General features: G+C 67.8%; 25 protein-coding genes. 7 read left to right on the plus strand and 18 right to left on the minus strand.

The window, feature by feature from the left end; genetic code table 11:
- Positions 1-149 precede the first annotated feature (149 nt).
- From G6N33_RS01490 to G6N33_RS27280, 4 genes are read left to right on the plus strand one after another with little or no spacing between them, the layout of a single operon-like run.
- Positions 150-1,706: a GMC family oxidoreductase N-terminal domain-containing protein gene (locus tag G6N33_RS01490; RefSeq protein ID WP_044513268.1), complete on the plus strand. Its 1,557-nt coding sequence runs from the start codon at positions 150-152 to the stop codon at positions 1,704-1,706.
- A gap of 22 nt (positions 1,707-1,728) precedes the next feature.
- Complete coding sequence (locus G6N33_RS27810) at positions 1,729-1,998, plus strand: NAD(P)-binding protein (protein ID WP_044511302.1); 270 nt, start codon at positions 1,729-1,731, stop codon at positions 1,996-1,998.
- On the plus strand, positions 1,994-2,185 hold the full coding sequence (locus tag G6N33_RS27815; RefSeq protein WP_332107471.1) for a hypothetical protein: 192 nt from the start codon (positions 1,994-1,996) through the stop codon (positions 2,183-2,185). The genes G6N33_RS27810 and G6N33_RS27815 overlap by 5 nt, the downstream gene beginning before the upstream one ends.
- Positions 2,118-2,774: a GMC family oxidoreductase gene (locus tag G6N33_RS27280; protein WP_232069454.1), complete on the plus strand. Its 657-nt coding sequence runs from the start codon at positions 2,118-2,120 to the stop codon at positions 2,772-2,774. Before G6N33_RS27815 ends, G6N33_RS27280 begins: the two co-directional genes overlap by 68 nt.
- 29 nt (positions 2,775-2,803) lie before the next feature.
- Here G6N33_RS27280 and G6N33_RS01500 read toward each other — a convergent pair whose 3' ends face one another.
- On the minus strand, positions 2,804-4,210 hold the full coding sequence (locus G6N33_RS01500) for an amidase (protein ID WP_232069455.1): 1,407 nt from the start codon (positions 4,208-4,210) through the stop codon (positions 2,804-2,806).
- Positions 4,211-4,374: 164 nt separating this feature from the next.
- On the opposite strand from G6N33_RS01500, the gene G6N33_RS01505 reads away from it, so the two are divergent.
- Positions 4,375-5,283 carry an alpha/beta hydrolase gene (locus G6N33_RS01505; protein WP_049919427.1) on the plus strand — a complete coding sequence of 303 codons (909 nt, stop codon included), beginning with the start codon at positions 4,375-4,377 and terminating at the stop codon, positions 5,281-5,283.
- Here G6N33_RS01505 and G6N33_RS01510 read toward each other — a convergent pair.
- The 3 genes from G6N33_RS01510 to G6N33_RS01520 are packed head-to-tail and all read right to left on the minus strand — an operon-like array spanning position 5,280 to position 7,301.
- On the minus strand, positions 5,280-5,759 hold the full coding sequence (locus G6N33_RS01510) for a nuclear transport factor 2 family protein (RefSeq protein WP_163771442.1): 480 nt from the start codon (positions 5,757-5,759) through the stop codon (positions 5,280-5,282). The genes G6N33_RS01505 and G6N33_RS01510 overlap by 4 nt on opposite strands.
- A gap of 13 nt (positions 5,760-5,772) precedes the next feature.
- Complete coding sequence (locus G6N33_RS01515) at positions 5,773-6,372, minus strand: TetR/AcrR family transcriptional regulator (protein WP_049919288.1); 600 nt, start codon at positions 6,370-6,372, stop codon at positions 5,773-5,775.
- A gap of 32 nt (positions 6,373-6,404) precedes the next feature.
- On the minus strand, positions 6,405-7,301 hold the full coding sequence (locus tag G6N33_RS01520; RefSeq protein ID WP_044511296.1) for a LysR family transcriptional regulator: 897 nt from the start codon (positions 7,299-7,301) through the stop codon (positions 6,405-6,407).
- Between the two features lie 71 nt (positions 7,302-7,372).
- On the opposite strand from G6N33_RS01520, the gene G6N33_RS01525 reads away from it, so the two are divergent.
- On the plus strand, positions 7,373-8,089 hold the full coding sequence (locus G6N33_RS01525; RefSeq protein WP_044511295.1) for an SDR family oxidoreductase: 717 nt from the start codon (positions 7,373-7,375) through the stop codon (positions 8,087-8,089).
- Here the strand turns inward: G6N33_RS01525 and G6N33_RS01530 are convergent.
- The 11 genes from G6N33_RS01530 to G6N33_RS01580 form a co-directional block, all read right to left on the minus strand.
- Positions 8,086-10,788: a fumarate reductase/succinate dehydrogenase flavoprotein subunit gene (locus G6N33_RS01530; RefSeq protein ID WP_179962654.1), complete on the minus strand. Its 2,703-nt coding sequence runs from the start codon at positions 10,786-10,788 to the stop codon at positions 8,086-8,088. The genes G6N33_RS01525 and G6N33_RS01530 overlap by 4 nt on opposite strands.
- Positions 10,788-11,558 carry an ABC transporter ATP-binding protein gene (locus tag G6N33_RS01535; RefSeq protein WP_044511292.1) on the minus strand — a complete coding sequence of 257 codons (771 nt, stop codon included), beginning with the start codon at positions 11,556-11,558 and terminating at the stop codon, positions 10,788-10,790. The genes G6N33_RS01530 and G6N33_RS01535 overlap by 1 nt, the downstream gene beginning before the upstream one ends.
- Positions 11,555-12,427 carry an ABC transporter permease gene (locus G6N33_RS01540; RefSeq protein WP_044511291.1) on the minus strand — a complete coding sequence of 291 codons (873 nt, stop codon included), beginning with the start codon at positions 12,425-12,427 and terminating at the stop codon, positions 11,555-11,557. Before G6N33_RS01540 ends, G6N33_RS01535 begins: the two co-directional genes overlap by 4 nt.
- Positions 12,424-13,812, minus strand: a complete 1,389-nt coding sequence (locus G6N33_RS01545) for an ABC transporter substrate-binding protein (protein WP_044511290.1) — start codon at positions 13,810-13,812, stop codon at positions 12,424-12,426. The genes G6N33_RS01540 and G6N33_RS01545 overlap by 4 nt, the downstream gene beginning before the upstream one ends.
- On the minus strand, positions 13,809-14,039 hold the full coding sequence (locus G6N33_RS01550) for a 4Fe-4S dicluster domain-containing protein (protein ID WP_044511289.1): 231 nt from the start codon (positions 14,037-14,039) through the stop codon (positions 13,809-13,811). Before G6N33_RS01550 ends, G6N33_RS01545 begins: the two co-directional genes overlap by 4 nt.
- Positions 14,036-14,773, minus strand: a complete 738-nt coding sequence (locus G6N33_RS01555; RefSeq protein ID WP_044511288.1) for a GntR family transcriptional regulator — start codon at positions 14,771-14,773, stop codon at positions 14,036-14,038. The genes G6N33_RS01550 and G6N33_RS01555 overlap by 4 nt, the downstream gene beginning before the upstream one ends.
- Before the next feature lie 260 nt (positions 14,774-15,033).
- Entirely contained in the window at positions 15,034-17,880 is a 2,847-nt protein-coding gene (locus G6N33_RS01560; protein ID WP_044511286.1) for an aminotransferase class I/II-fold pyridoxal phosphate-dependent enzyme, read from the minus strand.
- Positions 17,881-18,014: 134 nt separating this feature from the next.
- Positions 18,015-18,401, minus strand: coding sequence for a hypothetical protein (locus G6N33_RS01565; protein ID WP_044511285.1), 387 nt, complete (start codon positions 18,399-18,401; stop codon positions 18,015-18,017).
- Positions 18,398-18,883 carry a transcription antitermination factor NusB gene (gene nusB / locus G6N33_RS01570; RefSeq protein WP_044511283.1) on the minus strand — a complete coding sequence of 162 codons (486 nt, stop codon included), beginning with the start codon at positions 18,881-18,883 and terminating at the stop codon, positions 18,398-18,400. The genes G6N33_RS01565 and nusB overlap by 4 nt, the downstream gene beginning before the upstream one ends.
- A 2-nt stretch (positions 18,884-18,885) precedes the next feature.
- Positions 18,886-19,449 carry an elongation factor P gene (gene efp / locus G6N33_RS01575; RefSeq protein WP_044511282.1) on the minus strand — a complete coding sequence of 188 codons (564 nt, stop codon included), beginning with the start codon at positions 19,447-19,449 and terminating at the stop codon, positions 18,886-18,888.
- A gap of 83 nt (positions 19,450-19,532) precedes the next feature.
- Positions 19,533-20,657, minus strand: coding sequence for a M24 family metallopeptidase (locus G6N33_RS01580; RefSeq protein WP_044511280.1), 1,125 nt, complete (start codon positions 20,655-20,657; stop codon positions 19,533-19,535).
- Between the two features lie 33 nt (positions 20,658-20,690).
- On the opposite strand from G6N33_RS01580, the gene G6N33_RS01585 reads away from it, so the two are divergent.
- Positions 20,691-21,389 (plus strand): B-4DMT family transporter, encoded by a 699-nt coding sequence (locus G6N33_RS01585; RefSeq protein ID WP_179962655.1) that lies wholly within the window; start codon positions 20,691-20,693, stop codon positions 21,387-21,389.
- Here the strand turns inward: G6N33_RS01585 and aroQ are convergent.
- Genes aroQ through G6N33_RS01600 form a run of 3 tightly spaced genes read right to left on the minus strand, consistent with a single transcriptional unit; the run spans position 21,386 to position 23,444 of the window.
- Complete coding sequence (gene aroQ / locus G6N33_RS01590; RefSeq protein WP_044511277.1) at positions 21,386-21,832, minus strand: type II 3-dehydroquinate dehydratase; 447 nt, start codon at positions 21,830-21,832, stop codon at positions 21,386-21,388. The two genes, G6N33_RS01585 and aroQ, sit on opposite strands and share 4 nt — an antisense overlap.
- A complete protein-coding gene (aroB, locus tag G6N33_RS01595; RefSeq protein WP_044511275.1) occupies positions 21,829-22,917 on the minus strand; it encodes a 3-dehydroquinate synthase in 1,089 nt (362 codons plus the stop codon). The genes aroQ and aroB overlap by 4 nt, the downstream gene beginning before the upstream one ends.
- Entirely contained in the window at positions 22,914-23,444 is a 531-nt protein-coding gene (locus tag G6N33_RS01600; RefSeq protein WP_044511274.1) for a shikimate kinase, read from the minus strand. Before G6N33_RS01600 ends, aroB begins: the two co-directional genes overlap by 4 nt.
- Between the last annotated feature and the right edge of the window lie 2 nt (positions 23,445-23,446).

Genomic DNA, 23,446 nt, shown 5'->3' on the forward strand with positions numbered 1-23,446 from the left:
GCCGCCAGAGCGGGCACGCGTCATCGCCGCATCGATCGGGGAGTCGTGAAATGACCGCAAGTTCTGACATTAGCGAGGCAGAAGCCGAGCGTGTGGCCCGCTATAGCGACGTCGAATTCGACCGGAAGGTCCAGGAAAATCAGCGATACCTGCGCGCTGCGCTGCGCGGCGTTTACGACTTTGTGGTGTGTGGATCAGGCTCTTCCGGATCGGTGATCGCGCGCAGACTCGCCGAAAACCCCTTCGTGCATGTTCTTTTACTCGAGGCGGGCAGCGCGGACAACGTGCCAGCCGTCGTGGACCCCCGCGCCTGGCCGACGAACATCGGGAGCGACCGGGACTGGTGCTATATCGGCGAGCCGGAACCTCACCTGAATGGCCGTCACCTACCGATGGCGATGGGAAAGGTGCTCGGCGGCGGGTCCAGTATCAATGCGATGGTGTGGTCACGCGGGCACGCCCGCGACTGGGACTTGTTCGCCTACGAGTCCGGCGACCCTGCGTGGAACTCTCGCTCTGTGTGGGACATCTATCGACGGATCGAGGACTGGCACGGGGATCCCGATCCGGCGTACCGCGGCACCGGCGGCGAGGTGTTTGTCCAGCCTGCGCCCAACCCCCATCCAGTCGCGCTGGCGATGCTGCAGGGTGCGAAAGCTCTTGGTTTTCCGCATTACGAGAACGCGAATGGCCGCATGATGGAGTCGGCCCGCGGCGTGGCCATCGGCGATTTGCGGGTATGCGGTGGAAGACGGTTGTCGATCTTCCGGAGCTATACCTACCCCTACCTGGATCGTTCGAACTTAACGGTCCTTCCCGAGGCACTGGTCCACCGCGTGATCGTCGACAAGCATCGCGCTCGCGGCGTCGAAATCGTTTACCGCGGACGAAAACACGTGGTATTAGCGGATTCGGAAGTCGTGCTCTCGCTCGGTGCGATCAACACGCCGAAGGTCCTCATGCTCTCCGGGATTGGCGACCGCGACGAACTCGGCAAGGTCGACATCGAGGTCGTACATCACCTGCCCGGGGTGGGCCGAAACCTGCAAGATCACACTGCGTTCGACTGTGTCTGGGAATACCCCGATGATGCTCTGCCGCTGCGCAACAACGGTTCAGAGGTGGTGGTCTTCGAGCAGATCGATCCCTCGAGCGATACCCCGGACATCTTCATCTGGCAAGCGGAGGCGCCGCTGTCGACACCCGAAAACACCGTCAAGTACGGGCTGCCGCCACATGGGTGGACGATGTTCTCCGCGATTGCCCATCCCCGCAGCCGCGGGCGAATACGGTTGTCCAGCAACGACTCAACCGCTCCGGCGCTCATCCACACTAATGCGCTGGCCGAGCGTACAGATGTCGACGCGGCGTTGGCCTGTATCGCCCTTTCGCGAGAGATCGGGAACTCGGCCGAACTGAGGCCGCACGTCAAACGTGAGGTGATGCCGGGCAACCTGTCTGGAAAAGAGCTGGAATCGTTCGCCCGCGACGCGACGCGAACTTTTTGGCACCAGTGCGGTACGGCCAAGATGGGGCGCGACGAGATGTCGGTGGTTGACTCCGAGCTCAAGGTCCGTGGCATCGACAACCTCCGTGTCGCCGATGCCTCGATCATGCCCCGGATCACGACCGCGAACATCATGGCGCCCTGCGTGATCATCGGTGAGCGGGCCGCCGATCTGTTGCGTTCCACGCACCGAATCTGACTTCCCTGCAGGAGATTTCACCATGATTGATGTTGATTACGTCATTGTCGGAGCCGGGACGGCCGGCTGTGTGCTCGCTGCCCGCCTTTCGCAGGATCCCGATACCCGGGTAGCGCTGGTGGAAGCGGGCCCCGCCGAGGGTCCGGCACGCATGTCGGATCCGGCGGCATCGTTCACGCTGTGCGGTTCGCAGGTCGACTTGGGGATATTCGACCACGCCCCAGGCGGGCACGTGCGGCGCTACTCATCACTATCCGCTGGGACCAGTACTCGGCGGGTCGAGCGCCATTAACGCCGCACTCCACTTGCGCGCCAGCCGCGACAGCTACGACGCATGGGCGGGACTCGGCGCCGAGGGCTGGGACTATGAGTCTTTATTGCCGTACCTGGATCGTTGCGAGGGCGCTGATGATGGTCATCGAACCGGCCGTGCCACGGATGCTCGTCGTCTATCAGCTCGACGAACCATTGTCCGATGACGCAGCCGCCGGTCTACTGCCCTATGTGCTGTGTCGCAGCGACGACACGGTTGCCCCCGACATCCAGCTCATCCTCAACCCGGGCCCGTGGGCGCCGCGCTGCTCGGCGTCAACGGAGATCGGTTACTCCGTCATGTTCGCCCTGATGTCCCCGACAAGCCGAGGCAGTGTCCGCGCGGTATCGGCGGATCCCGCCGCGGCACCGCTGGTAGACCCGAACTTTCTGGCCGAAGAACGCGACGTCGAACGCATGGTGAAAGGCCTGCGCCTAGCCCGTCGCATCGGGGCGGGTGAAGCGCTCAGTCGATGGCGACGAGCCGAGCTGATGCCGGGCACGACAGTCAATGATGAAGTGGCCCTTGGCGAGTTCGTCCGCCGCAGCGCAACGACCTACTTTCATCCTGTTGGCAGTTGCCGAATGGGCAACGACAGCCTCGCTGTCGTCGACAGCGCGCTGTGCGTGCGTGGCATCGAAGGCCTTCGTGTCGCGGACGCCTCCGTCATGCCGGCGATCGTGTCTGCGAATACAAACGCGACCGTGCTCGCTATCGCCGAGCGTGCGGCCGAGATCGTGACGCAGCCGAGCTGAGCGTCGCCACGATCGGCAACGATCGACAGTCACGCTGCGGACGTGCCGGTCGCCCAGCCAGCCGCCGTCTGGTAGGCGTGACCCACGCGTAGCACGGTGTCCTCGTCCCAGACGCGGCCGATGAGCTGTAAACCAATCGGCAGGCCGTCGTGGGTGAATCCGCACGGCACCGAAAGCGCGGGCAGACCGGCGAGATTCGCGGGGGCAGAGAACCGGATGTACGCCTGCACCGGCCCCTCGGTGAGCCCGTCCGGCCAAGTCACCTCGGGCTGGACGGCATCCATCGCGGCGACCGGCACCGTCGGGGTGAGCAGAATGTCGATCTCATCGAAAAGCGCGTTCCACTGCTGTCGGAAGAGGGCCCGCTTGCGCTGTGCGGCAAGGTAATCCGTCGCCAGGACCGACATGCCGGCCTGCAGTGCCGCACGCACCTCGTCGGTGTAGAGATCGCCGTGCTCGCGCAGCATGTCCCGGTGAAAACTGGTCGCCTCGGGCTGCAGGATGCCGAACTCGGTATCCATCACCTCCTCGGTCAGCGGCAGCCGGACTTCTCGCAGCCGCACCCCCAGATCGGCCAGTCGGGCGCACGCCGCCTCGACGGCGCCGCTGACCTGTGGATCGAGGTGCTCGGTGAAGAAGTTCACCGGGACCCCGGCCGTCGTCCCGGCCACATCGCGGCGCAGCCCGGCCGTGAAGTCCGGTACGGGAATGTCTCGCGAACCGGGGTCGCGCGGGTCATACCCGGCCATCACGTTCATCGCCAGTGCCGCGTCCTCGACGGTGCGGGTCAGCGGGCCGGCGTGATCCAATGACTCCGCGAACGGTGTCACGCCCGTGCGGGACACCCTGCCGTAGCTGGGTTTGAGCCCCACGGTGCCGCACAGCGCGGCGGGGATGCGGATGGAACCGGCGGTGTCGCTGCCCAACCCGAGGAAGCACGCCCCGACGGCGACGGCCGCCGCCGAACCCCCGCTGGATCCGCCCGCGATGCGGTCGGCGCGCCATGGGTTGCGGGTCTGGGGGGTGACGACTCCGTAGGCGAACTCGTGGGAGTGCGTACGCCCCACTACCACCGCGCCGGCCTCGCGCAGCTTTGCGACGACAACGCTGTCCGCGTCGGGCCGGTAATCCGCGCGCACGCGGGAGCTCGAGGTGCTCGGCATCCCGGCCATGTCGTAGATTTCCTTGACCCCGATCGGGATTCCGTGTAGCGGTCCGCGATACCGGCCTACCGCGATCTCCTGTTCGGCCCGGGCCGCGGTCTCGGTGGCCAGCTCCGCGGTGACGTTGCTGAACGCGTTGATCCGCTGGTCCACCTCGTCGATGCGAGCCAGCACCGACTCGGTCAGCTCCACCGGCGACAACGCCCTGGCCCGGATCTGCCGAGCGGCCGCGGCCAGGGTCAATTCATAGGGCTGCACGAAAACTAGCCTCATCCGTCAAGCGATAAGATAACGACCACTATACTACGGTTGTTATGCCGACCGCAAGCCCCGCGATGCTCGCAGGGTATGGAGCGGCGTCCGATTCGGTATTGGACCGCCCGGGGTTGACTATGGAAACGTCTCTAGCGCAACGCATTCCAGAAAGTGAGGAACCGATGCTGCGCGAGGATGTCACGTTCGATGCCGAAGGCGCCCTGCTGCACGCCTGGTGGTACCCCGCACAGCAGGTGCGCGGCCCGAGCCCGTGCGTGGTGATGGCGCATGGGTGGACGTCGACCAAGAAAATCCATCTCGACAAATTCGCCGCGGTGTTCGCCGCGGCGGGGCTATGCGTGCTGGTCTTCGACAATCGGGGCTGGGGCGAATCCGGGACCGCGCCCGGAAAGCCCCGGCACGAGGTCGACCCGTGGGAGCAGATCCGCGACTATCAGCACGCAATCACGTTCGCGCAGAACCGATCCGAAGTGGACCCCGAACGAGTGGGGGTCTGGGGAACCAGCTTTTCCGCGGCCCACGCGTTCGTCGTCGCGGCGATCGACCGTCGGGTGCAAGCCGTCTGCGGTCAAGCCCCGTTCATCAGCGGGCGGGCCACCTACGCCAACCTCGCCCGGGTCAACAATCAGGTGGTCGGTCCGGGTTGCTTCACGGCGGATCGACGCGCTCGCGCGCGCGGCGAGCCGCCGGCCGTGGTGCCGGTGGTCGGGACGGACCCGGCCGTGCTGGTGGGACTGCCGAGTGCGGACGCCTACCAATTTTTCACCCACGCGCGGGCGGAGTTGGATCCGCAGTGGCCCAACGAGGTGACGCTACGCAGCCTGGACAACTTCTACGGATACGAACCGGCGCGTTACCTGCCCGACATCACGCCGACCCCGCTACTGATGATCGTCGGCCGCGAGGACGGTCTCACGGGTGGCAACCTCGCGGCCGCCGCGTACCAGACGGCCGCCGAACCGAAGAGCATCGTGTTCGTTCCCGGGGGCCATTTCGCCGCCTACACCGGCGACGGCTTCGCGCTGGCGTCGCGGGCCGCCCGCGATTGGTTCACCACCCACCTGGGTTAGGAAAAGTACGCATCGAACGAGTCGATGTCCGTGAGATGCGCTGTGACCTCGGAGATCTTGTCGCCGCGGATGGTCAGCACATTGACCACGTCCTGGTCGAGCCGCTTGCCGTTGTGCTCGCCGGTGTCGTGCAGCGTGACGGCGACGGTGTCGCGGCCAAAGGCGAATCCCTGCGGAGAGATATGCAGTTCGTACTGGGCGAAAGTGTCCGCGAGCCGGGTAATGTCGCCGATCCCGGTCGCCCGGCCGGACACCACGCTGGAACCCGGAATGGTCCAGGCGATGTCGTCAGTGGCGTGTTCGGCGATGCCTGCGTGGTCGTCGTGCACGATGGCGCTGGCGAACGCACCAACGATCGCCCGCTGCTGCTGGGTGGTCGGCTCGTCCGGAGCCGCGGACGAGGCGCCGCCGGGCCCAAGGCACACCAGCACCGTAGCGATCGCCGCACCCATCAAGGTCTCGTGTAGCGTCCGCAAGGCCCGGCTCCTCTCAATTCCGTTGCTTGCCAGCAGACTTGCCCGGAGAAATGAGCCGGTCGATGGTCTCCCGCGTGTCATCGAGCACGCTGGCACGCGGACCCGTGTCGGGCATGGCGCGCGCGATCGACACCGCCCCCACCAGTAGAGCGACGATGCTCCACGCCCGGCGTTCCCGATCGGCGCCGTCGAGCAGCTCAGCCACCCGCTGCGCCAGCTCGGCGATCTTACGTTCGTAGGTCTGCCGGGTGGCCGTTCCCGACCGCGCCACGTCGGCGCTCAACGTCGGCATCACGCATCCGTCGGCGGGGTGATCGATGTGGTAGACGCTGAGGTATTCCGCGACAAAGCTGTTCAGCTTTTCTCGGCGCTCGGACTTGCTGCCCTGCTGCGCGTCGGACAGGAACGGCTCACCGAGCGAGGCGTCGATGATCGCCTGCAGCATCGCCTCTTTGTTGGCGAAATTCGAGTAGAACGCCCCGGAGGTGACATCGGCCGCGGCCGCCAGGCCGTCGACCCCGATCCCGTGGAAACCGGAAACCTTCATCGACTGCGTGCCCGCGCGCAACAGCGCGGCGCGTGCTCTGGCTTTATGGTCCGGCGGATACCTCATGATGAGAACTTTATAGCATAACTATCGGTATCTTATGCGGGCGAGGCCGGGTCGATGGTCTGCCCGGCACACGCCACGGCCGCGGCGATGAACTCGTCGCGGGCCGCGTCGGCAATCGCGCCGTCCCACGCCAGCACCACCTGACTGGGAGCGAGATCGTCGGCCGGCACCACCCGCAGGTCCGGGCGCCGATAGGCCATGGCCGTCGACCGGGGCAGCACCGCGAAGCCGGCGCGCGCGGCGACCAGCTCGAGCTTCTGCTCCACGCCGGTAACCGAGGACTGCACCGCCTCGCGACGCCGTTGCGGGCTGGCCAGCGCATACCACTCAGGCACGGATGCCGGGTTCTGCAGCAGCCGCCGCGAGGCCAGGTCCGCCAAGGACACCGACGGCCGTTTGGCCAGCGGGTCATCGGCGGGTAGCACCACATCTCGGGGTTCCTCCAGCAGCGGCGTGGTCGCCAACTCGGCGAGATCGAACGGCGAGCGAGCGTAGACCAGCTGCACGTCGCCGCGGCGGACCACCTCGGCCTGTTCGGCCCAGGTCACCGGCACAATCACGACACGCCGCCCCGGGCCGGCTGCTTCGAATGCCCGCGCGGCGGCCGTCGCGAACAAGCCCGGCAGCACCCCGACGGTGACCACCACGTCGGGGCCGTCGGCTCGGGAGAGCCGGTGCCGCAGCGCCTGCGCCTCGGTGAGCAGGAATCGGCCGTCTTCGAGCAGCCGCGACCCGGCGGCAGTCAAGGTGGTGCCGCGGCTGTCCCGGTGCAGCAACGTGACGCCGAGTTCGTGCTCGAGCGCACGAATCTGGCGCGACAGCACCGGCTGGGCGATATGCAGGCGGGCCGCAGCGCGGCCGAAGTTGAGTTCCTCCGCAACGGCGACGAAATAGCGCAGCTTGCGCATGTCCAAATCCGCGGGGGCCATACCGAAAGGGTATCGCTGCGGAGCGAAAAGGGTGTTGGACGGGTCGAGTCGGCCGTAGCAACCCTGGAGGCATGAGTGTGCACTTCCAGCGCGTCCTGATCATTGGCGGAACCTCGGGCATCGGCCTGGCGGTGGCCGCCGCCGTTGCCGAACGCGGCGCGACACCCATCGTCGCTTCGCGCCGCGCGTCCAGCGTCGAGCGGGCCCTGGGCTCGCTACCTTCCGTCGCGGTCGGTGCCACGGTCGACCTCGCCGACCCGAACTCCATCGAAACGCTGGCCGAGCAGGTGGGCGACGTCGACCATTTGGTCTACACCGCGGGCGAACCGCTGCAGATGGTTCCGCTGGCCGAGCTGTCACCGGAGCTGATCACCGGCTTCTACCAAACTCGCTTCGTCGGCGCCTGCAGCGCCGCCCGGGTGTTCGGGCCGCGCCTGCCGGTGGGCGGCTCGATCACCCTGACCAGTGGATCGGCCAGCGAGCAGCCCGAATTCGGTGTGCTGCCGGTGAGCCTGTGCGGCGCGATGAACGCGCTGACCACCGCGCTGGCGGTCGAGCTGGCCCCGGTGCGGGTGAACGCCGTCGCGCCCGGCATGGTGCGCTCCCCGTTGTGGGACACCATGGCCGAGGCCGACCGGGACATGATGTTCTCCGAAGCGGCACAACGTATCCCACTCGGACGGATCGGCACGGTCGAGGAGGTGGCGCGGGCCTACCTCTACTGCATCGAACAGCCTTATGCCACCGGCGCGGTGATCAAGGTCGACGGCGGCAGCGTGCTCCGCTAGCCACCGGCAGCGGCCGAGTCCAGCGCCCGCCGCGCATAGGCGCGCACATCGGCGTCGCTGTCCTTGAGCGCCCGGCCCAGCGCGTCACGGGCGGCGGCATTACCGGCCCAGCGGGTCAGGCTCAGTACCGCCGCCTTCCGCACGTCGAGGTGGGCGTCGGACAACGCCTCGGCCAGCAGGGGCACCGCGCTTTCGGTCGCGGCCGCGGCCAGCGCGCGTGCGGCGCCCTCGCGTATCTGCCACGCCGGTGCTCGCAGCGAACGTTCGACGGCAACCAAATCGTCTTGGCTGCAACCTAATTCGGCCAGAGCCGTCAACGCCGCGGCCCGCACCAGCGGGTCTGGGTCGCCGATCAGTGCGCGAACGGCCGCGCCACCGGCGCGCAGCGTGGCCAGGCCGGCGGCAGCCGCGATCCGCACCTCCCTGCTCTCGTCGCGGGCGGCCCGCTCGACGCCCACCACGTCGTCGACCGACACCAAGGCGCGCACCGCCTCGCTACGCACCCGGTGGTCCGGGTCGTCCAGCGCGCGACGGTAGTGGCCGGCCGCACCGACGCGGCGGGCGGCCAGCAGATACACCGCGGCCGCGCGGACGACCGTATCGGGCGACGCCAGATACGGTTCCGCGCCGGCCGGTTCGGGCAACACCTCGACCAACTCGCGGATGCCCGCGGCGCTGGTGCGCCGCACCCCCGCGTCGGCGTCGTCGAGCGCGGCGAACAGGGCCGGCGCGTAGCCGTCCGGGATGTGTTCGGTCAGGGTGGCCACGGCGGTGCGGCGCACCCCGGGATCGGTGTCGGCCAGGTACGGCCGCAGATCGGCGATCGTGGGCTCCTCGAGGGCGAGCACCTCGGCGATCCGCGGTGACGGCGGCTCGGACGCGGTGGCGGCGGCAGTGATCCGCGTCGCGGCGGTGGCCGGCGCTTTGCCGCCCACCAGCGGCGGCTGCTGCACCGGGTGCACCGCCTGGTCCGCCGGCGGCAGGCCGTCCAGCTCCGGCACCGACACCAGGTAGGGCGCGACGGGACGCTTGAGGAACACCATGTCGCCGTCGGGTGCCTTGCGCAGGTTGAGGTGATAACCCCAGTCGCTGTCATCGCGGACCGGCAGGTCGGCGCGCTCGTGGTAGAGGCCCCAGCGCGATTCGGTGCGGGTGAGCGAGGACCGCGCGGCCATCTCCGCGCAGTCGCGGATGAATGACACCTCGACGGCCCGCATCAACTCGTGCGGGGTACGCGCCCCCAGCTCGGCGATTTCGGCTTGCATCCGGTCGAACGTGCGCACCGCGATGGACAGTTTGGCGGCCGTCTTGGGCGGCGCCACATAGTCGTTGACGAAGCGGCGGAGCTTGTATTCGACCTGCGGCTGCGGCGGGCCGTCCGGATGCCGCAGCGGGCGATAGATCAGCTCGTGCGCCTCGCGCAGCTGATCCTGCGGGAGCTGTTGCGGCGCGGCCACTTCGGTGCGCAATGAGGCGGCGTGGGTGCCGGCGAGGTCGCCGAATACGAACGCGCCGATCATGTAGTTGTGCGGGACGCAGGCCAGGTCTCCGGCCGCATACAGCCCCGGGACCGTGGTTCGGGCGTGCTCGTCGACCCAGACCCCGGATGCCGAATGGCCGCTGCACAAACCGATCTCGGAGATGTGCATCTCGATGTCGTGGGTGCGGTAGTCGTGTCCCCGGTTGGCGTGAAAGGTGCCGCGGGTGGGACGTTCGGTGGTGTGCAGAATGTTCTCCAGCGCGGTGAGCGTCTCATCGGGCAAGTGCGAGACCTTCAGATAGATCGGACCGCGCGCGGAATCGATCTCCCGTTTCACCTCCGAAATCATCTGCCCGGACCAGTAGTCGGAATCGACGAAGCGCTCACCGGCCGCGTTGACCTGGTAACCGCCGAACGGGTTGGCCACATAGGCGCACGCCGGCCCGTTGTAGTCCTTAATCAGCGGATTGATCTGGAAGCATTCGATGCCGGACAGCTCGGCACCGGCGTGGTAGGCCATCGCGTACCCGTCGCCGGCGTTGGTCGGGTTCTCGTAGGTGCCGTACAGGTAGCCCGACGCCGGCAACCCGAGCCGGCCACACGCGCCGGTCGCCAGAATCACCGTCTTGGCGCCGACGGCGACGAATTCGCCGGTCCGCGTGTTCAACGCGGCGGCACCCACCGCCCGGCCGGCATCGTCGGGGTCTGTCAGCACCCGCACCGGCATCAGGCGGTTCTCGATGCGGATCTTCTCCCGCATCGACCGTTGCCGCAGCACCCGATAGAGCGCCTTCTTGACGTCCTTGCCCTCCGGCATCGGCAACACGTAGGAGCCGGAGCGATGCACCCGGCGGACCGCGTACTCGCCGTGCTCGTCCTTTTCGAACTTGACGCCGTAGCGTTCCAGCCGTTGCACCATCGCGAAGCCGCGGGTGGCCGTCTGGTAGATGGTGCGCTGGTTGACGATTCCGTCGTTGGCGCGGGTGATCTCCGCGACGTAATCCTCGGGCTCGGCCTTGCCCGGGATGACGGCGTTGTTGACGCCGTCCATGCCCATCGCCAGCGCGCCGGAGTGGCGCACGTGCGCCTTCTCCAGCAGCAGGACCTGCGCGCCCGCCTCGGCCGCCGACAGCGCCGCCATGGTCCCGGCGGTGCCGCCGCCGATGACCAGCACGTCGCAGTCCAGCCGCTCCGGCGTTGCCGGGTCGGGAATCTGCATCACGCCGCCACCGCCGAATGGTCCAGTGCCGCAATGACTTCGGCACGAAGAGTGCCGCGCTGCCGATCGGCGCGCGGGTCCGGCACCTCGACTAGGGCGCGCAGCGGTTGACCGGCCCTGCCGAGCACGACTATCCGGTCACCCAGCAGCAGCGCCTCGTCGACATCGTGGGTGACGAAGACGATCGTGGTCGGGTGCGCGCTCCAGGTCTCGATCAGCAACCGCTGCATCGCCGTGCGGGTCTGGGTGTCCAGCGCGCCGAACGGCTCGTCCATCAGCACCGCACGCGGCGCGCCGGCCAACCCGCGGGCCAGCTGCACCCGTTGGCGCATGCCGCCGGACAGACTCTTGGGCAGGTAGTCGCCGAAGCCGGTGAGGCCGAGTTCGGCGATCCAGCGGTCGGCCTCCGCACGTCGGCCGGCACGCGGGACACCGCGCAACCGCAGCGCCAGCTCGATGTTGGAGCGCACGGTGCGCCACGGCAGCAGCGCGTTGTCCTGGAACACCATGCCGCGATCACCCGAGGTGCTCCTCACCTCAGCGCCGTCGGCGACGATGCACCCGGCATCCGGGCGCAGCAGCCCGGCCAAGGCGCGCAGCACCGTCGACTTGCCGCAACCCGACGGCCCGGTGAGCACCAGGATCTCGCCGGGACGCACGGTCAGGCTCAGGTCGTCGATCACCGGTACTCCGGTATAGGACAGGCGAACTCGGTCCAGTTCGAGGCGCATGGCATTGCTTGCATTGCTTGCATGGCTTGCAGTGGTCATCGTTGCTCCTCCTGCGCGCGCGGCAGCCAGCTGGTCACCCGACGGCCCAGCACTTCGACGGCCGCGGCGGTCGAGAATCCCAGCACGCCGATGGTGATGATGCCGACGAACACCTGCGGATACGCCAGCACGGTGTAGTCCTGCCAGGTGCGGTAGCCGATGCCGAGCCGGCCGGAGATCATCTCCGCGGAGATCACGCAGATCCACGCCACCCCCATGCCGACCGACAGGCCGCCGAACACCCCGGGCAGGATGCCCGGCAGCACCACCTGTGTGAGGACGTCCCACCGATTGCCACCGAGCGTGCGCACCGAGTCTTCCCACAGGGTGGGCAGCGCCCGCACCGCGTGCCGGGTGCTGACCATGATCGGGAAGTAGCCGGCCAGGAAGGTGATGAACACGATGCCGGCCTCGTCGGTCGGGAACAACAGGATCGCCACCGGAACCATCGCGATCGCCGGGACGGGCCGGGCCAGCTCGGCCAGCGGACCAAAAGTGTTGGCGAACAAGCGGGATCGACCCAGCAGCACGCCCGTCACGACGCCGATGACGGCGGCCAGCCCGAACCCGGTGAGGATCCGGATCAACGACTGCGCCAGGTCGAGCCAGTACTCGTAGGTTCCCAGCCGGCGGCCCAGCGCGTGCATGATGTCGGTGACGGTGGGCAGCGTGTCGAAGCGCAGCAGCAACCGCACCTTGTCGGCGGTGAGCAGCTGCCACAACCCGATCGCCGCGAGGACCGATGCCAGCCGCAGTAGCCGCCACTGCCACGGCGAGCCGGCCCGCCACGGTGCGCCGGCCACCGGGGCCGCGTCGAGGGCCTGCGCCGACACCGTGGCTGCCGGGTCGCCGGTGAGATAAGCGGTCATACCGAACCTCCAAGGGCTTGCTGGTAATTCACGATGGCGCCGCCGGGATGCGCGGCCAGATAACGATGCGCACCGGCCGGCGTGCCGAACGGTAGGTAGTTCGGGCCGTCGCGCACCCAGACCGCCTTGTCGGCGAACCATCGGGTGCCCAGCTCGGCGTCGGGAATGTAGGCGGCGCGCACCTTGCCGCCGCGGGCGGTCGCGTCCCGGATCGCGCGGAGCAGGCTGGTCGGATCGGCCACGGTTTGGGTGGATTTCGTTCCATCCAGCCACAATTCACTGGCTCGTGCCGGGTCACCGCGCAGCGCCGACGGGTTGGCCGTGGCCGTCCTGACCGTGTCGTAGTTCAGTCCGCGAGCACCGAACACGGCGCGTAGCGGCGCGTCCTGCACGAAGCCGCTGACGTCGAGTTCGGCGAAGTCGCCGATCGACTTCAGGTAGGGCACATCGTTTTTCAGTGCCTCGATCAGCGACGGCTTGAGGGTGGTGTCGAACGACGTCCCACCGGGACCGTTGTACAGGTACACCACTTCCGGCGGCAGGCCGCTCGCCTGCGCCACGATGCGGGCCGCCTCCAGCGGCTTGGAGTTGAGGAAGTCGGTGGCGTCCAGTTGGGCCTGCAGGAAGGCCGCCAGCACTTCGGGGTGCGCGGCGGCGTAGGCGCGTCGCACCACGACGCCGTGCAAGGTGGGCAGGTTCAGTTCGGCGCCGTCGTACAGCAATTTCGCCTTGCCTTGGAATACCAGCAGCCCCGGCCAGGCGACGAACTGCGAAAGGCCCTGCACCTGACCGGATTCCAGGGCTGAAGCGCCGACCTGTGGCTGCTGGTTGAGCACTTCGACACCGCGGATCCCAGCCCGGTCCAGGGCCCGCATCAGGGTGCCGTGTCCCGCCGAACCGACACTGGCCGAGACCTTGGACCCGGCCAGATCGTTCAACGCGGTGGCCGACGACCCGGGCGTGACCACCACCATGTTCAGCGCGCCCTTGGGGTTGTAGCCGGTGATCGAGACAATCTCGGTTTTCGCCAGCGGGTTGGCCTGCGTCTTGGAGCCGTTGATCAGCATGGGGTAATCCCCCATCGAGCCGATGTCGATCTTCTCGGCGAGCATCTGCGCGGTGATCGGGGCACCGGTGTCGTAGTCCTGCCATCGCACCGCGTATTTGGTGCCGGTGCGGGCGGTGATGTCGGCGAGCCGATGCTCGAGGTAGCCTTGCGCCCGCAGCAACGTCCCGGCGGTCACGGTGTTGATGGTCTTGGACTGATAGCCGATGACGACGTTGACCACGCCGGAGGTCGCCGACAACGATTCCAGCGAGCAGCCGGACATCAGGGCGACTACGGCCGCGATCGAAATCAACTTCGCGGCAAGGTGTTTCATCATCGTAACAGGTACGGCATGTTGACGGTGACGGCGCCGGTCGGGCAGCGCGCCGCGCAGGGGCCGCAGTACCAGCATTCGTCGACGTGCATGTACGCCTTGCCGGTGTCGGGGTTGATGGCCAGCGCATCCAGCGGACAGATCTCGACGCACAGCGTGCAGCCGTCAATACACAGCGATTCGTCGACGGTAACCGGCACGTCGACTCGGTTGTTGTTGATCAACGTCATGGCTTACTCCTTATTAGGTTGCCGCGCATGGTGATTCGGTCTCCCCGCATCCGGATGTACTCCAGGTCGACGGGAGTACCGTCGTCCAGGCTGGTGAGACGCTCGAGCATGAGCACGGGCGCGCCGTCGGGCACCTGCAACATGGCCGCGGAGTGCGCGTCGGCCGGAATGGCTTCCAGCGCCAGCGACGCCGAGCCCAGTGACCGCCCGGCCACCTGCTCGATGAGTGCGAACACATCGTTGGTTTCCAAGGAATGCTGCAGGATTCGGCCGCCGATCTCGCGAGTGAGATAGGTCAGGTCGAGGCTGAGCGGCAGGTCGCCGAGGTAGCGCAGGCGCTCGATGAACACGGCCTGCTCGCCGGGCGCCAGGTGCAGCCGGCGAGCCACGGCCGGCGGCGCGACCACGGACATGGCGGCGCGCACCTCGTTGCGGACCTCGCCGACATGTTTGAACGTCTCCTTGAGACCGAGCAGGGAGTCGATCCGGTGGTCGTACTTGCGTTGCGCGACGTGAGTGCCGACCTTGGGACCGCGGTCGATCAGGCCCTCGTGTTTGAGAATGCCCAGCGCCTCGCGAATGCTGTTGCGCGACACCGAGAATTCGGCCGCCAGATCGCTTTCGGCCGGCAGCCCGTCCGGATAGGCCGCGGCGTGAATCTGCTGACGGAGCACGTCGGCAACCCGGCGGGCACGGTCGGCCCGGGGTCCTCCGATGGGTATCGCCGCCGCCACGCCGTCACGCTAACGCAGCTCAGCGGCGCATTTTGGGCTCGCGGTCAGCGTCGGCACCGGCGGGGCAGCGTATTACGCCGGGTGCCCTTCCTCGGCGACCAGCGCAAATCGGAGCCCCGGCGGCTATTACGCCACCTGGGCAAACGCCCAGGCTTTGTGATCCCGGTGAGCCGAACGTCTGGATACCGGCGACCACGCCGACGAGCGGCCGGGTTGTCGCTCGACGGTGACCACGGCAGGTCCTGCGGCGGGTGAGAGCGTCAGGCGTCCTCGCTGACGGACTGCGGTACGCGGTCGCCGTTGCGCGCCCCGTTGAGCACCGACGGGTCCGCAGGCAACTCGAACGACGGAAACGCGGTGCCCACCGCGGCGGCCGCCGCGCTGCGCTGGGCCTCCAGCCGGGCCAACGCCTCCGCGGTGAAAACCGACAGGCCCAGTTCCGGGTTGTAGCCGTGGATTTCCTTCACGTCCAGCTGGGCCAGGAAGTACAGAATCTCCTTGGACACCACCTGACCCGGAACCAGCACGGGGAAGCCCGGCGGGTAGGGCACCACGAACGTGGTCGACACCAGCTTTCGCCCCTCGGCGATTCGTCGGCCGGCGCTGCCGATCTGGACGTACTCGCGATCGGACTCCTCGTATCCCGCGTAGAACGCCGAGCGCATGTCACCGAACGCGCACGAATCCACCGGTTTGAACGCGATGTCGAACTCGCTGAAGTCGGGCAGGTGCGGCAGATCCTCGGTGAGCTCCTCGACCCGTCGTTGGTGCAGGGTCCAGTCGGCGGCACTGGCCAGTTCACGTTCCCGATCGAGGTCGGTCGCCACCCGGCGCAGCACGTCGAGCAGATGGTGCACGCTCGACCAGGTGACGCCGATGGTGAAAATCAGCAGCACGCTGTTGATCGACGTTTTGTTGATCTGAATCCCGAAGCGCTCCATCAGGATCTTCTCGCGGAAGTCATAGCCGTTCATCCCGGTGGCGCCCAGAAACAGGGTGACGCGCGTCGGGTCCAACACGAACTGGTCGGAGCGCCACGCCTCATTCCACTCGGCCAACGCACCCTGTCGCACCTCGCGGTACGAGCTGACCGCGGAGGCCCGGAATTCCTCGGGCACCAGGTCGGATTCGTCGAGAATGCGGAACCACTTGCTGATCAGTCGGTCCTTGCGCACCCGGTGCCGGAACACCAGCGCCATGTCGTAGACCTGCCGGACCAACTGGAAGCCCTCGATGTCGACCTGCCGGCGGGCCAGATCCAGGGAGGCAAGCAGCTGCTGGTTCGGCGACGTCGAGGTATGAGTCAAAAACGCCTCACCGAACGCATCGCGGGCCCGCGAATTGAAGTCGCGGTCCCGCACGTGAATCATCGACGCCTGCCGAAACGCCGACAGCGACTTATGCGTGGAGTGCGTCGCATACACCCGCACCCGCGCCCGGTCCGGGTCGGGTAACAGTCGATGGTTCACCCACTCCGATCGCGGGATCTTCGCCATGGACGCGGCCCAATCGCGGTACTGGACAGCGTATTCCGGCGACGCCAGCATCTGCTCGAGACGTTCCGCGGCCACCATCGCCGTTCGCTGCCGGGCCCACGGCACGGCGGTGGCGAAGGCGTACCACGCCTCGTCCCACAGGAAGCAGATGTCCGGTTTGATCGCCAGCACCTCCTCCATCACCCGCCGCGGGTTGTAGACGACGCCGTCGAAGATGCAGTTGGTGAGCAACAGCATCCGCACCTTGTCCAGCTGGCCGGCCTCTTCGAGTTCGAGCAGCGCCTTCTTGATCGTCTGCAGCGGGACGGCACCGTAGATGGCGAATTGCGGCAGCGGGTAGGCGTCCAGGTACAGCGGGTAGGCGCCGGCCAGCACCAGACCGTAGTGGTGCGACTTGTGGCAGTTGCGGTCGATCAGCACGATATCGCCGGGCCGGGTCAAAGACTGCACGACGATCTTGTTGGCCGTCGAGGTTCCGTTGGTGACGAAGTAGGTCTGATTGGAGTTCCAGGTGCGCGCGGCCTTGTCCATCGCCTTCTTGATGTTGCCGTGCGGGTCGAGCAGCGAATCCAGACCGCCCGAGGTGGTCGAGGTCTCGGCCATGAAGATGTTGCGGCCGTAGAACTCCCCCATGTCCTGCAGCGACCTGGAGTTGAAGATGCTGGCGCCGCGGGCCACCGGCAGCGCGTGGAACTGGCCGACCGGCGCACCGGCATACGCGCGTAGGGCGTCGAAGAACGGTGTGGCGAACCGGTTTCGCAATCCAGCCACCACCGTGCTGTGCAGATCGGTGACGTCGTTGAGGCGGTAGAACGTCCGATCGTAAACGTCGTTTTCCTCGTCGTTGCCCGCCGCGATGGACTCGTCGGTGAGCAGATAAAGGTCGATGTGCGGCCGCAGCTCGCGGATCCATTCGCCGCATTCGATGCAGTCGCCGCCGCAGTCGCGACTCACCGCGTCTTCGGTGGCGCCCAGCAGGGTGTTCATCAGCGGCACCCGGTCGTGCGAGCGCAACGACACGTCATGGCGGATGATCGCGGCCTGGACCTCGCCGTTCAGGGCGACCGCGGTGATGGCGTCCTCGACGCTCGTCACGACCAGCAGCTCGAACTGGACATCCTCGGACTGGGAGCGCAGGCCGCGCAGCGCTTCGGCTAGGCAGTCGGGTCCCGTGTTGGGCGAGTCGTCGGCGAGCAACACGGTGTAGAACTGCTGCTGCTTGGCCTGGGCCACCAGCTCCTGGTCGGCCAGCGGTGCGGAGGTGTCGAAAAGTGCTGTGCGGTCGCCGTATTCGCTGAGCAGACGCACCGCCAACGACACCTCTTCGGCGAGCCGCACCGTAGATAGGCTGTCCAGGTGGGCGCGGAAGGTGGCCAGGTTTTCCGCGCCCGGATACAGCCAGTACCGCTCGTAGGCGCCGAGGCGGTCCATCAATCGCCGGACCTTGGCCAGCTCGTGCGTCTTGTCCAGCCCGGCCAGGTCGACTTCGGCCAGGTGCCGGCAGGCGTCGTCGAGCAGGTTCCAGGTGTCGATGCGGGTGTAGGACGGATTCGCCACCGCCGCCAGCGCGGAGACATGCAGTCGTCGCGGGCCGGCACTGTAGGGATTCATGTCGCCACCTATATCTTTGGCGCGGGTTCTTCGGCGCGGGGTCGTTGGCGCGGGTTTGCTGCCGTCAGTCCAGCTCCATTGTTATCCGGTCCAGCCAGCCCGGGTGATCTTTTTGCTCAGGATCGACGGGATGTTCAGCGATCGGTTTCGTCGCTGTCGACGACCCGTCGCCCGGCGCGGGCGTTGTCCATCCACCGCAACATCGGCAGGTCCCGGCCCCGCGCCGGCAGTTCGGTGACGTCAGTGAGGGACCGCACCACGGCCTGGGTGAGACCCATCAGGGCAGCCATCACGGGCAACAGCGGCTGCAGCGGTTTGGCCGCCGACCGCACGGTGCTGATGCGGCGGGCGACGACCAACCGCTGGATGCAGTGGTACAGCCAGGCGCCCACGCCCAGCGCGTAGATCGACAGCGCCGACGCGACGATGGTCAGCCCGTACGCCGCGCAGGTGACCGCACCGAGCACCACCGTCGCGGCCAGCACGACGGCGACCAGGGCGCGGAGCTCGAGCCTGCTCACGTTTCCTGGCGGCCCCGCATGGCCTGGGCCGCCGTCCGAATCTGCGGCGTCACCAGCATCACTTGCCCGAGCACCCCGTTGATGAAGCCCGGCGACTCGTCGGTGGACAGCTCCTTGGCCAGCTGCACCGCCTCGTCGACGGCCACCGGCTCCGGCACGTCGTCGGCATGAAGCAGCTCCCACACCGCGACGCGCAGAATCGCGCGGTCGACCGCGGGCAGCCGTTCCAGCGTCCAGCCCTGCAGGTGAGTGCTGATCAGCTCGTCGATGTGGGCCAGCTGGCCGCCGACGCCCTGGGCGACCGCGACCGTGTAGGGGTGCAACGGCTTGACGTCGGAGTTCGACTGCGCCAGCACGCTGCGGGCGTCGGCCACCTCGACGGGGCTCAGACCCCGCGCCTCGGCTTCGAACAGCAGGTCCACGGCGCGCTTACGGGCGTGGTGGCGTCCTTTGGCGGGCTTCGGTGGTTTACCGTCCGGCATGGTCAGTTGTTGACCCGGCCCAGGTAACTGCCGTCGCGCGAATCCACCTTCAATTTGTCGCCGGTGTTGATGAACAACGGCACCTGCAGCTCGGCGCCCGTCTCCACGGTCGCCGGCTTGGTGCCGGCGCTGGACCGGTCGCCCTGCAGACCGGGCTCGGTGTGGGTGACCACGAGCTCGACCGCCACCGGCAGTTCGAGGTACAGCGGGGCGCCATCGTGGAAGGCGATCTGCACCGGCAGGCCCTCCAGCAGGAACCGGGCCGAGTCGCCGACCAGGGATTCCGGCAGCGGGTGCTGCTCGTAGTCCTGGCTGTCCATGAACACGAAGTCCGAGCCGTCGCGGTACAGATATGTCGCATCGCGGCGGTCCACGGTGGCGGTGTCGACCTTCACGCCAGCGTTGTAGGTCTTGTCGACGACCTTGCCCGACAACACGTTCTTCAGCTTGGTGCGCACGAAAGCCGGGCCCTTGCCCGGTTTGACGTGCTGGAACTCGGTGATCTGCCATAGCTGGCCGTCGATCACCAGCACCAGTCCGTTCTTGAAGTCGGCAGTCGTTGCCACAGTTGGTCTATCTCCTACAGAATGACGAATTTTGCGGGCCAAGCCGGGCCCGGATGCAGCTTACGCGCTGCCCGCGACACCAGCTAAGGCAGAACCGCCAGCTCTTTGGGGAACCGGGTCAAAAGGTCCGCAACGCCGGTCGCATGGGCGCCTTGCGAACCCACCACCAGGGTGTCCTCGATGCGTACCCCGCCGCGGCCGGGCAGGTAGACACCGGGTTCGACCGTCACCACGGAGCCCGCCAGCAGCGTCCCGGTTGAGGTCGCGCCGATCCCCGGCGCCTCGTGGATCTCCAGGCCGACGCCGTGTCCCAGCCCATGCCCGAAGTGATCGCCGTAGCCCGCGTCGGCGATCAGCCGCCGCGCGGCGCCGTCCACTTCGCGCAGCTCGGCGCCCGGCCGCAACGCTTCGCGCCCGGCCCGCTGCGCCTCGGCGACCAGCTGATAGATCTCCAACTGCCAATCCGCGGCCTTGCCCAGCACAAAGGTACGGGTCATGTCGGAGTGATAGCCGGCGACCAGGGCACCGAAGTCGATCTTGACGAAGTCACCGTCGGCGAGCACCGAGTCGGTCGGCCGGTGGTGCGGGATCGCCGAATGCGGTCCGGACGCCACGATCGTCTCGAAGGAAATGCCGTCGGCGCCGTGGTCGAGCATCAACGCCTCGAGCTCGCGGCTCACCTCGCGTTCGGTCCGGCCAGGCCGCAACCCGCCGCGGGTGACCAGCTCGCTCAGCGCGGCGTCGGCGGCCTCGCAGGCCAGCCGCAGCAGCGCCACCTCGCCGGCGTCTTTGATCTCGCGCAACGTCTCGACCGCGCCGGCGGCACGCACCAGCTCGGTCTTCCCGCCGTGCTCCTCGACCTCACCGCGGAGCGCGTCGAAGCCGTCCACCGTCACCACGTTGCTTTCGAAGCCGAGCGTCGACCCGTCGGCCCCCAGCTCGCGGGCCGCGCGGCCCGCCAGATAGCGGCCCACCGCGCGTTCGATCGCGACTTCCAGATCGGGTGCCTGCTGGGCGGCCTGGGTGCGGTAGCGGCCGTCGGTGGCCAAAACAGCTTCGCGATCGTCGGCAAAGACCAGCAACGCGCCGTTGGAGCCGGAGAAACCCGACAAATAACGGACGTTATTGAGGTCCGTGACCAGCATCGCGTCCAGCCCGCTGGCACGCATCTGGATTCTGAGCTTGTCTCGACGCTGGGAATGTGTCACGACTCACGACGGTACTCGCTACGCTGATTGCCCATGAGTAACTGGATGGTGCGGGGATTGGCGTTCGCTGCGGCAATGGTGGTCGTCCGGTTGTTCCAGGGGGCAATCATCAACGCCTGGCAGACGCAGGCCGGGCTGGTGAGCATCGTACTGCTGCTGCTCTTCATCATCGGCGTGGTCGTCTGGGGCCTGCTGGACGGGCGCGCCGACGCCCGGGCCAACGCCGACCCCGATCGCCGCGCCGACCTGGCGATGACGTGGCTGCTGGCCGGCTTGGTCGCCGGCGTGATCAGCGGCGCCGTCTCCTGGCTCATCGCGTTGTTCTACAAGGGCCTCTACACCGGCGGCCTGGTCAACGAGTTGACGACGTTCGCCGCGTTCACCGCGCTGTGCGTGTTCCTGCCGGGAATCATCGGCGTGGCCGTCGGCCGCTGGCGGGTGGACCGCAATCCGCCGGCAGACCGCCCGGGCGCCGCCGAGCGGGATGACACCGACGTGTTCGCCGCGGCCCGCGCCGATGACGCGCCGACCGGTGAGATCCCGGCCCCACATCCCGAGGCGCAGGCGGAAGCCCCGACGTCGTCGGTCGCCACGGCCGAACGCGAGGCACCCACCGAGACGATCCCGACCGGCCGCTGGGGTGCACCCACCGAAACGATTCCCACGGGTTCCGATGACGCCAAGACCGAGGTGATTCGCACCGACACCGACGCCGACAAGAAGAAGGACTAGCCCCAGTCCTTCGCGGTCTCGGCCAGGTAGCGCAGCGCCAGCAGATAGCCCTGGACGCCCAGCCCGACGATCACTCCGGTGGCGACCGGGCTCAGGTATGAATGACGCCGGAACTCTTCGCGCGCATGCACATTGGAGATGTGTACCTCGATGAGCGGGGCACGCAGTTCGGCACAGGCATCGCGCAATGCCACCGACGTGTGTGTCAAACCGCCGGCGTTGAGGATCACCGGCTCGCCCGCGTCCGCGGCCGCGTGAATCCAGTCCAACAACTCGGCTTCGCTGTCGCTTTGCCGCACAACGACTTTCAAACCCAATCCGGCGGCCTCACGTTCGACGAGGCCGGCCAGCTGCGCGTGCGTGGTGTCCCCGTAGACTTCCGGCTCGCGACGGCCCAGCCGGCCCAGGTTGGGACCGTTGAGCACGTTGACCGTCGCGCTCATGGCGCACACACTCCCGCGTACGCCGTCACCAGCAGTCCCGGGTCCGGCCCGACCAGCCGGCCCGGCTTGGCCAGCCCGTCGAGAACGACGAACCGCAGCACACCGGCGCGGGTCTTCTTGTCCCCGGCCATGTATTCCAGCAGTTGGGGCAACGCGTCGGGGTCGTAGCTGACGGGCAGGCCCAGCGCCGCCAGGATGCTGCGATGGCGCGCGGCCGTGTCGTCGTCGAGCCGTCCGGTGAGCCGAGCGAGTTCGGCCGCGAACACCAGACCCACCGACACCGCGGCGCCGTGCCGCCACTGGTAGCGTTCGCGGCGTTCGATAGCATGCGCCAAAGTGTGCCCATAGTTGAGGATTTCGCGCAGCTCGGATTCTTTTTCGTCGGCGGCAACCACTTCGGCCTTGACGGCGATGGCGCGCCGGATCAGCTCGGGCAGCACGTCACCCTGGGGGTCCACCGCGGCGTCCGGGTCGGCTTCGATGAGGTCCAGGATCACGGGGTCGGCGATGAATCCGGCCTTCACGATCTCGGCCATCCCCGCGATGATCTCGTTGCGGGGCAACGTCTCCAGGGTGGCCAGGTCGACCAGCACGGCCAGCGGCTGGTGGAACGCGCCGACCAGGTTCTTTCCGGCGTCGGTGTTGATGCCGGTCTTGCCACCGACGGCGGCGTCGACCATGCCCAGCAACGTCGTCGGCACGTGCACGATCGAGACACCCCGCAGCCAGGTGGCCGCGGCGAAACCCGCGACGTCGGTCGCCGCGCCGCCGCCGAGGCTGACCAGAGCGTCCTTGCGGCCAATGCCGATGCGGCCCAACACTTCCCAGATGAATCCGACGACCGGCAGGTCCTTGCCGGCCTCGGCGTCGGGGATCTCGATGCGATGCGCGTCGACGCCCTTGTCGGCCAGGTAGCCGCGCATCGCCTCGGCGGTCTGCGCCAGCACCGGCTGATGCAGGATCGCGACCCGGTGCCGGTCACCGAGCAGCTCGCCCAGCTCGGTGAGCAATCCGGTGCCGATCACCACGGGGTAGGGCGGATCGACGGCCACCTGCACGGTGACCGGTTCACGGGCTTCAGTCATGTGGTTGCCTTGGACTGGTGGGTGTTGGGCAGGCGAGAGGTGATGTAGCGCACCACCGCGCCCGGGTTGCGTCGATTGGTGTCGACCCGCAGGGTGGCCACCCGCCGGTACAACGGGGTTCGTTGCGACATCAGGGCGCGGTATTTCTCGGCCCGGTTGCCGCCGGCCAGCAGCGGCCGCGCCGAGGTGCCGCCGGTACGCCGGATGCCTTCGCGCGCACCGATTTCCAGGTAGATGACGGTGTGACCGGCCAACGCCTCGCAGACGCCGGGGCTGGTGACCGCGCCGCCGCCCAGCGAGACCACGCCGTCGTGTTCGGCGAGCGCCGCGCGCACCACGGCTTCTTCGATGCGGCGGAATTCCGGCTCCCCGTCGGTGGCGAAGATGTCTGCGATGGTGCGGCCGGTCTGCTCCTCGATCAGCGCGTCGGTGTCGACGTAGCGCACGCCCATCGCCTTGGCCAGCCGTCGCCCGATGGTCGACTTGCCCGACCCCGGTAATCCGACGAGTACCGCCCTGGGTGCCACGG

The organism is Mycobacterium simiae (assembly GCF_010727605.1).
Classification (GTDB): domain Bacteria; phylum Actinomycetota; class Actinomycetes; order Mycobacteriales; family Mycobacteriaceae; genus Mycobacterium; species Mycobacterium simiae.

What these genes read in the sequence shown, in the direction of transcription:
- G6N33_RS27810 (WP_044511302.1), top strand. Translation starts at nt 1,729, where the DNA reads ATGATTGATGTTGATTACGTCATTGTCGGAGCCGGGACGGCCGGCTGT.
- G6N33_RS27280 (WP_232069454.1), top strand. Translation starts at nt 2,118, where the DNA reads ATGGTCATCGAACCGGCCGTGCCACGGATGCTCGTCGTCTATCAGCTC.
- G6N33_RS01500 (WP_232069455.1), bottom strand. Translation starts at nt 4,210, where the DNA reads ATGAGGCTAGTTTTCGTGCAGCCCTATGAATTGACCCTGGCCGCGGCC.
- G6N33_RS01505 (WP_049919427.1), top strand. Translation starts at nt 4,375, where the DNA reads ATGCTGCGCGAGGATGTCACGTTCGATGCCGAAGGCGCCCTGCTGCAC.
- G6N33_RS01515 (WP_049919288.1), bottom strand. Translation starts at nt 6,372, where the DNA reads ATGAGGTATCCGCCGGACCATAAAGCCAGAGCACGCGCCGCGCTGTTG.
- G6N33_RS01520 (WP_044511296.1), bottom strand. Translation starts at nt 7,301, where the DNA reads ATGGCCCCCGCGGATTTGGACATGCGCAAGCTGCGCTATTTCGTCGCC.
- G6N33_RS01525 (WP_044511295.1), top strand. Translation starts at nt 7,373, where the DNA reads ATGAGTGTGCACTTCCAGCGCGTCCTGATCATTGGCGGAACCTCGGGC.
- G6N33_RS01530 (WP_179962654.1), bottom strand. Translation starts at nt 10,788, where the DNA reads ATGCAGATTCCCGACCCGGCAACGCCGGAGCGGCTGGACTGCGACGTG.
- G6N33_RS01535 (WP_044511292.1), bottom strand. Translation starts at nt 11,558, where the DNA reads ATGACCACTGCAAGCCATGCAAGCAATGCAAGCAATGCCATGCGCCTC.
- G6N33_RS01540 (WP_044511291.1), bottom strand. Translation starts at nt 12,427, where the DNA reads ATGACCGCTTATCTCACCGGCGACCCGGCAGCCACGGTGTCGGCGCAG.
- G6N33_RS01545 (WP_044511290.1), bottom strand. Translation starts at nt 13,812, where the DNA reads ATGATGAAACACCTTGCCGCGAAGTTGATTTCGATCGCGGCCGTAGTC.
- G6N33_RS01550 (WP_044511289.1), bottom strand. Translation starts at nt 14,039, where the DNA reads ATGACGTTGATCAACAACAACCGAGTCGACGTGCCGGTTACCGTCGAC.
- G6N33_RS01560 (WP_044511286.1), bottom strand. Translation starts at nt 17,880, where the DNA reads ATGAATCCCTACAGTGCCGGCCCGCGACGACTGCATGTCTCCGCGCTG.
- nusB (WP_044511283.1), bottom strand. Translation starts at nt 18,883, where the DNA reads ATGCCGGACGGTAAACCACCGAAGCCCGCCAAAGGACGCCACCACGCC.
- G6N33_RS01585 (WP_179962655.1), top strand. Translation starts at nt 20,691, where the DNA reads ATGAGTAACTGGATGGTGCGGGGATTGGCGTTCGCTGCGGCAATGGTG.
- aroQ (WP_044511277.1), bottom strand. Translation starts at nt 21,832, where the DNA reads ATGAGCGCGACGGTCAACGTGCTCAACGGTCCCAACCTGGGCCGGCTG.
- aroB (WP_044511275.1), bottom strand. Translation starts at nt 22,917, where the DNA reads ATGACTGAAGCCCGTGAACCGGTCACCGTGCAGGTGGCCGTCGATCCG.